The sequence below is a fragment of the Candidatus Hydrogenedentota bacterium genome (genome assembly GCA_018005585.1).
Taxonomy (GTDB): Bacteria; Hydrogenedentota; Hydrogenedentia; order Hydrogenedentales; family JAGMZX01; genus JAGMZX01.
Map to the genome: position 1 here is coordinate 15,234 of JAGMZX010000074.1, position 12,217 is coordinate 27,450.

At 63.3% G+C, this 12,217-nt stretch carries 10 protein-coding genes; 3 read left to right on the forward strand and 7 right to left on the reverse strand.

Annotated elements, in window-relative coordinates; translation table 11 throughout:
• Positions 1 to 10 precede the first annotated feature (10 nt).
• The 3 genes from KA184_13435 to KA184_13445 form a co-directional block, all read right to left on the reverse strand.
• Positions 11 to 2,305, reverse strand: coding sequence for an AAA family ATPase (locus KA184_13435; GenBank protein MBP8130575.1), 2,295 nt, complete (start codon positions 2,303 to 2,305; stop codon positions 11 to 13).
• Complete coding sequence (locus KA184_13440; protein ID MBP8130576.1) at positions 2,305 to 4,218, reverse strand: SLBB domain-containing protein; 1,914 nt, start codon at positions 4,216 to 4,218, stop codon at positions 2,305 to 2,307. Before KA184_13440 ends, KA184_13435 begins: the two co-directional genes overlap by 1 nt.
• Positions 4,219 to 4,349: 131 nt before the next feature.
• Positions 4,350 to 5,171, reverse strand: a complete 822-nt coding sequence (locus tag KA184_13445; protein MBP8130577.1) for a tetratricopeptide repeat protein — start codon at positions 5,169 to 5,171, stop codon at positions 4,350 to 4,352.
• Positions 5,172 to 5,657: 486 nt separating this feature from the next.
• Between KA184_13445 and KA184_13450 the strand changes: the two genes are divergently transcribed.
• Complete coding sequence (locus KA184_13450; protein ID MBP8130578.1) at positions 5,658 to 6,344, forward strand: OmpA family protein; 687 nt, start codon at positions 5,658 to 5,660, stop codon at positions 6,342 to 6,344.
• Between the two features lie 78 nt (positions 6,345 to 6,422).
• Here KA184_13450 and KA184_13455 read toward each other — a convergent pair whose 3' ends face one another.
• Together KA184_13455 and KA184_13460 are read right to left on the reverse strand one after the other, a co-directional pair.
• On the reverse strand, positions 6,423 to 7,256 hold the full coding sequence (locus KA184_13455) for a diaminopimelate epimerase (protein ID MBP8130579.1): 834 nt from the start codon (positions 7,254 to 7,256) through the stop codon (positions 6,423 to 6,425).
• A gap of 10 nt (positions 7,257 to 7,266) precedes the next feature.
• On the reverse strand, positions 7,267 to 8,286 hold the full coding sequence (locus tag KA184_13460; GenBank protein ID MBP8130580.1) for a D-alanine--D-alanine ligase: 1,020 nt from the start codon (positions 8,284 to 8,286) through the stop codon (positions 7,267 to 7,269).
• Positions 8,287 to 8,554: 268 nt separating this feature from the next.
• On the opposite strand from KA184_13460, the gene KA184_13465 reads away from it, so the two are divergent.
• Entirely contained in the window at positions 8,555 to 8,782 is a 228-nt protein-coding gene (locus KA184_13465; GenBank protein ID MBP8130581.1) for a DUF2007 domain-containing protein, read from the forward strand.
• 44 nt (positions 8,783 to 8,826) lie between these two features.
• Here KA184_13465 and lspA read toward each other — a convergent pair whose 3' ends face one another.
• Positions 8,827 to 9,354, reverse strand: coding sequence for a signal peptidase II (lspA, locus tag KA184_13470; protein MBP8130582.1), 528 nt, complete (start codon positions 9,352 to 9,354; stop codon positions 8,827 to 8,829).
• A 192-nt stretch (positions 9,355 to 9,546) separates the two neighbouring features.
• On the opposite strand from lspA, the gene KA184_13475 reads away from it, so the two are divergent.
• Positions 9,547 to 10,689 (forward strand): acyl-CoA dehydrogenase family protein, encoded by a 1,143-nt coding sequence (locus KA184_13475; protein ID MBP8130583.1) that lies wholly within the window; start codon positions 9,547 to 9,549, stop codon positions 10,687 to 10,689.
• A 76-nt stretch (positions 10,690 to 10,765) separates the two neighbouring features.
• Here the strand turns inward: KA184_13475 and KA184_13480 are convergent, their stop codons facing one another.
• Positions 10,766 to 12,061, reverse strand: a complete 1,296-nt coding sequence (locus tag KA184_13480) for an OFA family MFS transporter (protein ID MBP8130584.1) — start codon at positions 12,059 to 12,061, stop codon at positions 10,766 to 10,768.
• Between the last annotated feature and the right edge of the window lie 156 nt (positions 12,062 to 12,217).

Genomic DNA, 12,217 nt, shown 5'->3' on the forward strand with positions numbered 1-12,217 from the left:
TATAGCGCATCTAATCCTCACGCCCGCCTCGCGATGCTTCCCGCACGAGCACAATCGATGGGTCTGAGGCCGGCCGCCGGCCCGCTGGCCCCGGCACAACCGTCCGGCGCGGCCCCCCAAGCCCCGCATCATAATAGAGCGCCAGATTCCGCCGCAGATAACCGAATGGCGACTGGCGCAACCCATTGAGCGCGAGGCCAAGAAGCCGTCCACCCGTATCCTCAACCGTGCGCAGGCAGCGCCGCAACATGCCGAATGAAGTGACGCCCGCGCCTACGACCAGCACGAGGCCATCCACCATGGGCGCCAGCAGTCGCGCCTCGGACATCAGCAGCACCGCGGGCGCATCGATGATGACGTGGTCAAAGACTTCCTCCGCGCCAGCGAGAAAATCAGCCATTTCGCGCGAAGCCAGACGCGAGAGCAGTTCGCGGCCATTCAGGCCAGGCCCGAGCACGAACAGGTTCTCGATGTCCGTCGCCTGGTCCGGGTCATGCTGCAACGGTTCGCCGGACAGCAGTTCCGCCAGTCCCGCGGACGGACGCAGGCCGAAGGTCTGCTCGACGCCCGGGTTGTGGGAATCCAGGTCAACGAGCAAGACGCGCCGCCCCGCGCGCGCCAGCACAATGGCGAGGTTGCAGGCGACGATAGTCTTGCCATCGCCGCGCGAGGCGCTGGAAATCATGCAGCTCTTGATACCGCCGCCGGCCTCCGGCGCCACGATGCGCGCCGCCGCCCGGCGGAACTCGTCCGCCGAATAGGAATCGGGGTAATCCTGCGCAATAGTCCCGACGCGCACGTGGTCCGGCAGGCGGTCCTCGACGGCGTGGGCGATGTTGGCGATGACCGGCGAATTCGTGACATAGGCAACATCCTCGCCCGAGCGAATGTTCTGGTCGCTCATTTCGAGGACAACGCCAAGCGACAAGCTGATGAGAAACGCCGCGAATATCGCGATCGCCGCGTACTTGATACGCTGCGAGTAATCGGCGCGGTGGTCCGCCCATGCGTTGCGGTCCGGCGTCACCTGAGCCGGCGCGTTGCTTTCCAGGTCGATACGGAACAGTTCGTCGCGCATCTGCTGAATGCGGCCACGCTTCTCTTCCGCCTGCATTTCCATTTCCTGAATGACGGCCAGCCCCTGTGACCGCGACACCGCCTTCGTCTCGTACTCCGCAAGGGCGGCAAGGAACTTGTCGCGGCGCGCGCGCGCCTCCTGGATCTCGCCTTCCGTGCGCTCCAGGTCATAACCGTATTCTGAAGCGACCGAGCGCAGCGCCTCGCCGCGCGCCTGGGCGCGGGCGGATTCCACTTTGGCGTCAAGTGCCTCCAATTCGCGTCGTTTCACCGCCACCTGCGGTGCGCCTTCGACGTAGCGGTCCTCCATCGCGGAGAATTCCTGTTGCAGTTGCGCCACCTGTTCGACCATGAATGTAACCGACGGATGGGCCGATACCTTCTCCTCGACGCCCATGGCATAGACGGGTTTCGACGGGTCCGCCTCATATTCCGCGATGAACCCGTTCAGCTCCTCCTGGAGCTTCCGGCTATGCTCCAAAGCCACCTCCGCGCGAGCAAGGTCAGACTCCGCCTGCGCGAGGTTGGTACGGATGGACTCGGTCTCGACCGGCTCTTGGCCGGGCACTTCGCCAGCGGGGATGCCGCGCGCCGAGCGTTCTTCTGCGATGCGCCGCTGATCTTCCTCGAACTCTTTCAAGAGCGCTTCAAGCCGTTCCTCGAGCGTCTTGCGCGCATACCCGCCGCGGTCCAGGATTTCCCTGCGCAATTCCGATTCATAGGTCGCAAGAATCTTGTTCATCAGCAGCAGCGCCGCATCGCGGTCTTCGTCGCGGTAGGAGAGCGTAACCAGTTCCGTCCGCGGCACCATCTCAGCGGCAAGATGCTCCATGATGTAGGCGCGCGCGTTGGGCAGGCGCGTGATACTCGGGAGTTTCTGCTGGAGTTCCGCGTCGCGCAGGACTACGTCGACAAAGGAGGGGCCCGTCAGATATTCGATTTGCGTGTTGACGAAGATATCGTAGCTCGAACCCGTGAGCGCGCGGCCTTCGCCGCCGAGGATCTGCGGTGACGTCGCTTTGAATTTCACGTTACCCACGGCCACGAAGAACTTCGGCACAAGCAGCCAGATGGCCGCTAACGCGGGAAGAAACAAGACGAAGAACGTCAGCGCCATGAGCCGTCCGCGCAGTTTGAAAAGCCGGCGCACGTTGATGCCGATGCCCTGACGCGGCGCAACGGCTTTCTCGGGCATCAACTCGGCCAGTTCGGACGCGTATTCCGACATCAGGGTCTCCCAAACAGGTCAACCAGATTGCGGGTGGACGAGCCGAACGTCTCCAGCTGGTTCAGGATACGCAGCGTATTGTTCTGCCTGTCGGCCTCCAGGACCTGCCGGTTGAGATCATTGATGTAATAGGCGTCCACCGCGCGAAGATACAGGTCGATGACCGGAGAAATCGAACCCGTGATGCGGGCAACGAATTCCTCGAGCCGGACCAGCCGGCGGCGCGGAATGTACACGATGTCGCCCGGGTGCAGCGGGAAGTCGCGGCCGGTCTTGAGCATCTCGCGGACGTTCATGTGCAGCACGTCGGTGTTCTCGGTATTCACCTGGCGCAACAGCACGACGCTGCGCAGCCGCGCCGTGCTCGTGTCAAACCCGCCCGACAGCGCCAGCAGTTGCAGCATGGTCATGCCTTCGGTCAACTCGACGATGACGGGATTGCGGCTCTCGCCGAGGAGGTACACAAGATTCACGCCTTCCGGCACGTACACCACGTCTCCGTAATACACTTGCGCGTCCGAGGCATGCGAGCCCGGCTCGCCCATGTGGCGAAGGTCGTATTCGTAGACCTCCCGTTCGCCGCCCGCGTGGCGGATCACAAACGCCTTGGTCAATTGGCCCGTAACACCTATAAAACCGCCCGTGCTGCTTGACGTGTTCCGCTGGCGCAACCCGCCCGCCAGCGTGACCGCCTCCACCAGCGAAGTCGCCCGCGTATACGGATAGCGGCCCGGCGTGGCCACGTCGCCCATGACCAGAAAAGTTTTGCTGGTGGGCTCCCGCACGACCAGCGACAGTTGCGGGTCGCGGAAAACACGGGCATAGGCCGTTCGCAGCCGTTCCTCCGCTTCGACGCGCGTGATGTCGGCCACGCGCTGGTCGGGCACCAACGGCAGGGAGACGTAACCGTCATAGCGGACGGTGATTTCGCGGTTCAGGTTCTCATCATCAAACGAATAGAATTCAAGCAGGTCACCCGCGCCGATCAGATACTCCTCATCCATGGCGTCCGCCACGTGCCTGTCAACGGCGGCTGGCGGCGCGGGCGCGGGCGCGGGAACCGCCTCCGCGTACGTCGCGCCTTCGAGTTCCGCAAGGCGCGCATCGAGGTCGAGGAATCGCTCCTCGAAATTCTCCGGGGTTGTCTCAATCACCTGCGGCGGGCGGCCCTCCAACTCCGCAAGCTTCGTTTCCATCTCGCGGATGCGCCCTTCGAACTGCGCCCGTGCGTCTTCGAGGAGCGTGGCCGGGGCCGCTTCGCGCGGCGCGGTTTCCGCCGCCGCGAGACGCGCCTCGAGTTCGCCGACCCGCCGTTCGAGTTCTGGCGGGGTCACAGGCTGCGGTGATTCGCGTTCGGGCGGCGCCTGGCCCTCCGCTGAGGCAAGGCGCACTTCCAACTCGCGGAGGCGCCGTTCGAGCGTGGCCTGGCCCGTGCGCAGTTCGTTGTCGGGCTGGGGCGCGGGGCGGCCGGAGAGTTCCGCAAGTTTTGCTTCGAGTTCGGCCAGCCGCCGTTCGAGCGCCTGCTGGACCTCGGGCGAGATGGCCGGCGCAGGCGGGGGCTGCGGCGGCGCGGCTTCCGGGCCGCGGCTCAAATCCGCGTTCAGTCCTGGAAACGCGGCGCCGTACAACTCGGCATTACTCACCGTGGCCCGCTCGGGTATGGCCGGGTCGCCCGTTTGGCGCGTCACGGCCGCAACGGTCCCGGGCGGTTCTGTCGTCGCGCCGTTGGCCGGCACGCGGGGCAACGCTCCGTGGCCGTTGGTCTTGAGGGGCGTTTCCATCTCCTGCGCCATCGGGGCCGCATCAAGCCGCCTGGCCGGAGACTCTTCAAACGCGGTCTGGCGGCCGGCGCACCCGGCCAAGATGAGCAGAGGCAAGATCCCGCTGACCCACAACTTCTGGTGGCCGTTCACGTATTTGCTGTTCCCTCTCAGACGCTGCTGTCCTTCGCCACACGAGATCGCTAGCCGACCCGCTTGTCGTCAACCGGCACGCTCCACCGCGGCACGGGCAGGGTCGGCGCCGGCCCGTCGTTGCCGTCCCGCTAGTACGCGTTGCCCGCTTCCGCCTGCTTATTCCGAATGTCTTCCGCGCGCGTGGAAAGCTCGATGGCCTCCTTGACGCGCCCCGTCGCGTGATACAAGGCCGCCGTGGCCTGCAACCGCACCGCCACGTCAGGGTGGTCCGCGCGCAGCACGCGGTCCTGAATATACGCCGCCCGCTCAAAGAGCGGCTCCGCTTCCTCGTAACGGCCGAGATTGGTATACAGTATGCCGAGGTTGACAATACAGGTCGCCAGGAACGGATGCTCGCGCCGTTGCGCCTTCTCGTGCACTTCAATGGCGCGTTTCAGTAATTCCTCCGCCTCGACATATTCCCCGTTGGCGTTGTGAATCAACGCCAGTCCGTTCAGGCTGCGGCACACCTCCGCGCTCAGTTGATCGCGCCGGTTGATGTCGAGCGCTTCACGATACAACGACTCGGTTTCCGGAACCTTACCCCAAACATAGTACAGATCCGCAATATTGTTGAGCGAGACCGGCACTTCCCGGTGCTCCTTGCCCAACGACCTGCGTTTCAGGCGCAGCGCTTCCTGGAACGCCTTGTCCGCGTCCTCGAACCGGCCCTGCGAGGTGTACACGCGGCCGAGCGCGTCCAGCGTCTCCGCTTCCCGAAACGCGGTCTTCGTCTCCGGCAAGCCGCTCGCCAGCAACGTCTCCGCCTCCTTGTAGTCGCCGTCGCCAAAGCGCTCCTCGCCCGCAAAATAGTAGGAGACCCAGAGATTCAATTCGGCGCCCGCATTGATGCACAGACCCCCAAGCATCAACGCCAGCGCCACCCAACCGAAATGCTTGTTCTTCCGCATAATGTCATTCCCTTCATTCGCCTGTACTCCCGCCTTCCTCCTTCCACTCGCGGACGGCGGGATGGTAAATGCCCCATTGCCTCTCGACATACGTAAGAATAGCGCAAAAGGGTTTGCCAGTCAACAATTTCCATCAGATGGTTCCGTTGCGGGATTTGGTAAAGTATCCTTTACATTCCTGTCTCACGCGAAACCCTCGCATCTGGGCCGCCAATAGGTCCGGATGCCTCCGCCGGCACTCGTGCGTCGCAACCCGCGGCGGCCAAGTTCCGGCCCCCCGTAAACGAAGGGAAAAACGGGGATGGAAAATTCTGGACAAGTTGGAGTATAATCACATAAAAAGGCCGGAAAGGAGAAATACGCAGCTTTCCAGAGGTGGGGTGTTTGTGATTTTTCGTGCTTTTGCCGTGAGTGCAATAGGGATGTCAGTAGAAGCGTGCGCCCGCGCGAAGCGGTGCTAAGATGCGCGGCGCGAGGGAGGTTGTTATGCGAGTTGTTGGATACCGTATCGTACTAATTCTGGGGACGGCAGTCCTCTGCGCGTCACCGGGCACTGCGCAAACGTCTCTTGAGGTGCCGGCGGACGACATGGCCGCGGTGGAGGACTATCAGCCAGAACTCGAGTCCGCGGAACCGGCCGAGACGGCCGTGGCGCAAGCCGACAGCGAGGTATGGTGGGGAAACCGCGCCGTTTCGTACCGCAATTACATCCCAATCGAGGCGCCGGATTGCGTCGGCGATTGCACTTACTGCGACAAGAACATGATCTGCTGCCGCACGGGATGTCCTTGCGAAAATTGTCAATACATCTGCGATGACTGCAGCGATTGCCCTCCGGCCACGTTCGACAAGATTTTCTTCGACCTGGACAAGGCCGTGCTGCGCCCGGACGCAATCGTCGAATGTAACAAGGTGCTCGAGTACCTTCGAATCAATCCGGCGAAGCACGTTCTGATCGAAGGGCACTGCTGCGACCTGGCATCAGAGGTCTACAATATCGACCTGGGCCGTCGCCGTGCGGAGGCAGTGAGACAATATCTCATCGAGAATGGCGTCAGCGCCGAGCGGATCCTCATTGAGACGTACGGCGAAAGCCGCCCGTGGGTCGGTGTCGAGCAGCGCAACCTGAACCGGCGCGCCATTGTCATTGTGCTCCCCGACGGCGCGAAATAGACGCATACGATACCAGCAGAGCGCCGGCGCATCCTTGTTCGGTGTGCCGGCGGTTTCTTTTGGACCGCGCCGCCCCTGCTACTCGGGCCAGACCCCGGCATAGACCTCCGTGGCAGGGCCTTCCTGATACACGCAGCCATCCTCGGCCCACGTAATCGCCAGTTTTCCATAGCGGAGATGGACGTGCACGCGGCGGTCCACACGGCCGGTGATCATGGATGCAAGCGCGGCGCCGCAGGAACCGCTGCCGCTCGCCATCGTGACTCCGCTGCCCCGCTCCCAGATGCGCATGACGATATTGCCGCGGTCGAGCACGGTGACGAATTCCACGTTCGTGCGCTGAGGAAAGCGCGGATGACGCTCGACCTTCGGGCCAACAGCCGCAAGGTCGACCAAGGTTGCGTCGTCCACAAATGCCGCCGCGTGCGGGTTACCGATGTTGGCGCAGGTAATGCGCAGGGTTTCGCCATTCTCCAGCGCAAGCGGCTCTTCAATGACGCGGCCCGACGGCCCCTCCATGGGGATTTCGGCCCGGTCGAAACGCGGCCGGCCCATGTTGGACCGCACGGACACGACCCTGCCGCCTTCCGTGTTGAGGGTGACCCGGTTCGGTCCCCCGAGGGTGTCAATCACGAATTCCGTTTCATGGGTCATGCCCCGTTCGTAAACATATTTCGCGAAACAGCGGATGCCATTGCCGCAGGTCTCCGCTTCGCTGCCGTCGGCGTTAAAGATGCGCATGCGGAACGCGGCAGTCTCGCTGGGCAATATCAGGATGATGCCGTCGGCGCCCGCGCCAAGATGCCGCTCACTCATGCGCCGCGACAACTCGGGCCAGTCGCGGTCCGGGTAACGCTCGCCCTCGATGAACAGGTAATCGTTGCCGAGCCCGTGCATCTTGGTAAACGAAATGGTCATGGGGTCACCTCCTGCCGCGCACGTGCCGCTGAAGCGCCGCTTCCACGAAGATGCCAAGCAGTCGCGCGTAGGGTATGCCCGCGGCGGCGGCGGCCTGCGGAAACAGCGACGTCTCCGTCAACCCCGGGATCGTGTTCACCTCGAGCCAGACCGGGCCGCGCGCGTCGATGATAAAATCGCTGCGGCTCCAGATCGAGCAACCGAGAATCTGGTGCACGTGCGCCGCGGCTTCCTGAACGCGTTCGGTCATGCTCTCCTCGATTTCGGCGGGCGTGATTTCCGCGGTCGCGCCCGGCGTGTATTTGCAGTGGTAATCGAAGTATGCGCCCTCCTTCGGCCGGATCTCCGTGACGGGCAGCGCGCGAATCGGCCCGCCGGGTTCCGCTTCGAGTACCGCGCAGGTCACTTCGACGCCGCGTATGAACTCCTCGACGAGCACATCCTCGTCCACTTCCAGGGAGCGCGCGACTGCCGCGCACAGGGCGTCACGATCCTGCGGAATATGCACACCGACGCTCGAGCCCAGGCGGCCCGGTTTCACGACGCAGGGATAACCCAGGTCCTTTTCCACCGTTTGGACGATGGAATCGCGGGATACGCGCCACGCGTCGCGGCTCAGGGCCACGTGCCCCGCGACACAGACCCCCTGCGAGGATACGACGGCCTTCGAGCGCATTTTGTCCATGGAAAGCGCGCTTGCTGCGCAGCCGGAACTGGTGTAGGGGAGGTCCAGCACGTCCAGGAAACCCTGGATGCGGCCATCTTCCCCATACTCACCGTGGAGCGCGAGGAACACACAGTCGATGTGCCGCGCGCGCAATTGCGGCAGCGCTTCGAACACGCTGACGGGCGCGCCATCCGGGAACTGCCATTCGCCCGTCTTGAGAATTGTCACTGGCGTCACGTCGTAGCGGTTGCGGTCCAGAGCCGCCACCACTTTGCCGCCGGACATCAGCGACACTTCATGTTCGGAACTCATGCCGCCCATCAACACCAACACACGGGTCTTCTTGCTTTCCGCCATGCTATGCCTGGTCCCCGACCGGGAATACGGTCCTTTCGGAGCTCATGTGCGCCGCGTGCCGAGACAACGAACGCGCGGAAGCACGCTTATACTCCCGCACCCGTGCACGCTTCAAACCTGCCGCCACACGGGATAAATACGGGGAACACCGCCGGAGTTCCCGGGCCCGCACGCGTGTATCCTGGAACGCGGCGGCATTGCGAGGCGCCGCGCGGCGGCTCTTGCCGCCCCGCCGGAAGCGGTGCTATAAGGGCGTGGGAACGGTGCTATGCATGATTCTCTGGTGGTCATAGGGCGTTATTCCGACTCGAGCAAAGCGTATTTGCTAAAGACGGTGCTCGAATCTCACGGGATCGAGGCTCTTGTGCAAGGCGAGTTCACGGGCACGTTTGAACCGGCGTTTTCGCTTTTCGGCGGCGGCGGCAAAGGCGGCATCCAGTTGCTCGTCCGCGAGGCGGACGCCTCCGAAGCGCGCGCAATCCTCGAGGAAACGTAACGCCGTACGCACGCAACGCCCGGCACCTGCGCGCGGCGCAGGGCTTATCGTTTTACGGCGTGTTGCTGGTCCTGCCGGGGCCGCAGGAGTTCGAGTCCCAGCAGCAGGAACAGGCCGGCCATGATGGCGACGTCCGCCACGTTGAACACGCCGGTGCGCAGGCCCCGAATTCCCATGTTCATGAAGTCCACGACCACGCCATCGCGCAGGAGCCGGTCGATCAAGTTGCCGATGCCTCCCGCAAACACGAGCGTAAGCGCAATAGCAATGCCGGCATCGAGCGTCCGGCGCAGGCACAGGATCGCGCCCACTACGGTCAGAATGACGACATTCAGAACGGTGAGCACCCAGAATCGCATGCCATCGTCAAGCTGACTGCCAAGACTGAGAAACGCCCCCGTGTTCTCCGCGTAGCGCAAGTGAAAAAGGTCGTGGGGATACCACGACGCCGGAAATGCAATGGGCGGCCTGCCCTTCAGATGGGCAATGGCCACCTGCTTCGTGACTTGGTCCAGCGCAACCAGAACCAGGACCAGGACGGCTATCAGAACAAGGCGCTGCGCTCGCGGCATAAGACTACTCCCGGCGGATACATCCAACAGGTACGAAAGCATAGCATGTGCGGCGGCGCGGAGTCTTGCGGCGAAGACAACCGACTTGCATTTGCCCTGCCGCCGCGTACATAAGAAGCGGTGCGCGCCCGCCCGTGCTTGTCCGCGCGGGCGCATATGGCAAAGCTCAGGCATGGGAGGTTGTACTGCATCATGGTCGGATTCGATTTGCCGGAGGAACAAAGACAATTGCGCGCGCAGGCGCGCGATTTCGCGGAACGGGAGCTCAAGCCCGCCGCGGCGCACCACGACCGCACGGGCGAGTTTCCCATCGAGATTATGCGGAAGGCGTTTGCGGCGGGGTTGATGAACGAGGGCATTCCAAGGGCCTACGGCGGGCCGGGCCGGAGTAATCTCGACGCGGCGATCATGACGGAAGAGTTGGGCGCGGGCTGCATGGGTATCACGACATGCATCATGGCGAATTCGCTTGCGCTCGCCCCGGTCATCCTGTTTGGCAACGAGGAACAGAAGGAACGCTACTTGCGCTGGCACATGCGCGAGTTCCGTATCGCGGCCTTTGCCTTGACGGAGCGGGACGCCGGCTCGGATGCCGGCGCCGCGAAGACAACGGCGGTGCGGGACGGCGACCACTATGTCATCAACGGCGACAAGTGTTTTTGCACGAACGGCGGGTACGCGGACTTCTACGTCGTGTTTGCGTCCACCAAACCGGAGCGCGGCCCGCTGGGACTGAGCGCGTTCATCGTCGAACGCGACATGGGCGTCCAGGTCGGGAAAGCGGAAGACAAAATGGGCCAGCGCGCCTCGAACCAGGCCGAGTTGCATTTCCGGGACGTGCGCGTGCCCGCGGGCAACCTGCTGGTAAAGGAGGGCCGGGGCTTTCAAGTCGCGATGGGCACCCTCGACCGCACGCGAGCGGGCACGGCTGCGGGCGCCGTGGGCATTGCGCGGCGCGCGCTGGAAGAAGCCGTGAAATACGCCAATGAACGCGTGCAGTTCGGCGCGCCCATCGTCAAGAACCAGGCCATTCAGTTCAAACTCGCGGACATGGCGATGAAGGTCGAGGCGGCCCGTCTGCTCACTTGGCAGGCGGCGTGGCTCGCGGACCAGGACGCGCGACAGACGAAGGAAGCGGCGATGGCCAAGTGTTTCGCGGGAGATGTCGCCATGGAAGTCACGACGGAAGCCGTGCAAATCTTCGGCGGTTGCGGCTATTCGCGCGAATATCCCGTAGAGAAACTGATGCGCGACGCCAAACTGATGCAGATATACGAAGGCACACAGGAAATCCAGCGGCTTGTCATCGGCCGCGAAGTGGCCAAGGGCCGTTGAAGCGACTGTATGCAGCACGGGCGCCCCGCATCTACGCTGAAGAGCGTTGCGGGGCGCCCGCGATGTGTTTCGTTGATTACGCGCGCTTTGGGGGACGCAGCATGGTCCCAACGAGGCCCGCGACGATGCACGCAATGCCCGCCGGAATGAAGGCCCACATCCACGCCTTGGCGTCACCCATCATGCCGCCGAGAATCGGACCCACGATGCCGCCGACGCCGTAGGACATGAACACCCACGGATAGTTGGTGCCGACGTTCTTGTTGCCGAAGAAGTCGGCGGTGGCCGCCGGGAACAGCGCGAAGTTGCCGCCGAAATTGAAGCCAATGACGGCCGCGCCGAAATACAGGCCGATCTCATTGCCGCCGATGAAGAAAAAGGCGAGCATCATGCCGCCCTGCAGCAGACTCATCAGCGCAATCGAGTTCCGCCGGCCCAGCTTGTCGGAAATGGTGCCCCAGACGATACGGCCAAGGCCGTTCATCAGCGCGAAAAACAGCCCCATTGCCGTGCCCGTCATGATCTTGGCCTGGTCCGGCGCAATGCCGTTCGCCGTGAGCGCGTCATTGCCGAACAGCGCAATAACACCGATGACCATGAGCCCAGCCGTGGCGCCCACCATGAAGATTAAGAACAAGCCCCAGAACTGCGGCGTCTTGACCATTTCGCCGGTCGTATAGTCGTCGCCACCGCTGGCGGCCGCGGCCGCACCCTTCGGCGGCGTCCAGCCCGCGGGCAGCCAGCCGTCCGGCGGGTTAATCAGCACGAGCGACCCGAGAACGACCAGCGCCGCGAAGAGACCGCCGTAGAGCATGAAGACCTGGTTCACGGTCCAGCCCATGCCAAACAGGCCGGTCCAGCCAGGCGTAAGATCGACGGGGCCGAACACAAAGCCGCTGGTCAGTTTGATCCAGATCAAGGCCCCGAAACCGAAACCGGCCACGGCGAGACCGGTGATAAGGCCCTTCTTGTCGGGGAACCACTTGACCAGCGCCGCGATGGGGCACACGTACCCGAGGCCAATGCCCGCGCCGCCCAGAATGCCAACGCCGGCCAGGATGCCCCAGAAACTCGTGCCCGCGAATCCTGCAAGCACGTAACCCAGGCCAAGCACAATGCCCCCGGTCATGGCCACGACGCGCGGCCCGACCTTCTTCTGCCAATTGCCCGCGACAAGCGCCATGACAACGGCGAACGCGAACAGGCCCACGGAAAAGATGACCTGGGTTTCCGTCTTGGAAAAGGAAAAGGGTTCCGCGTTCAACTTGCCCGTAAACGCGGACCAGGCGTAGATGGCGCCCAGGCAAAGCTGAACCAGGATGGCGCCAATCACGACAATCCAGCGATTCATGACCTTGGTTTCGGATGACATGACACGAGTCTCCAGCGTTGGTGATGAGCAAAAAGGAGCCGAACGCGCCTACACGTCCGGCTCCTGTCTTCCCCGCATATCATTCCCCCGTTTCCGCCGTTATTTCTTCAGCAACTTGTTGTGTTCTTCCACCAGTTGCTCGACCACGTGCGGGTC

Coding starts and splice junctions, on each gene's coding strand:
- KA184_13480 (MBP8130584.1), bottom strand. CDS start 12,061: ATGTCATCCGAAACCAAGGTCATGAATCGCTGGATTGTCGTGATTGGC.
- KA184_13445 (MBP8130577.1), bottom strand. CDS start 5,171: ATGCGGAAGAACAAGCATTTCGGTTGGGTGGCGCTGGCGTTGATGCTT.
- KA184_13460 (MBP8130580.1), bottom strand. CDS start 8,286: ATGGCGGAAAGCAAGAAGACCCGTGTGTTGGTGTTGATGGGCGGCATG.
- lspA (MBP8130582.1), bottom strand. CDS start 9,354: ATGCCGCGAGCGCAGCGCCTTGTTCTGATAGCCGTCCTGGTCCTGGTT.
- KA184_13475 (MBP8130583.1), top strand. CDS start 9,547: ATGGTCGGATTCGATTTGCCGGAGGAACAAAGACAATTGCGCGCGCAG.
- KA184_13450 (MBP8130578.1), top strand. CDS start 5,658: ATGCGAGTTGTTGGATACCGTATCGTACTAATTCTGGGGACGGCAGTC.
- KA184_13465 (MBP8130581.1), top strand. CDS start 8,555: ATGCATGATTCTCTGGTGGTCATAGGGCGTTATTCCGACTCGAGCAAA.
- KA184_13435 (MBP8130575.1), bottom strand. CDS start 2,305: ATGTCGGAATACGCGTCCGAACTGGCCGAGTTGATGCCCGAGAAAGCC.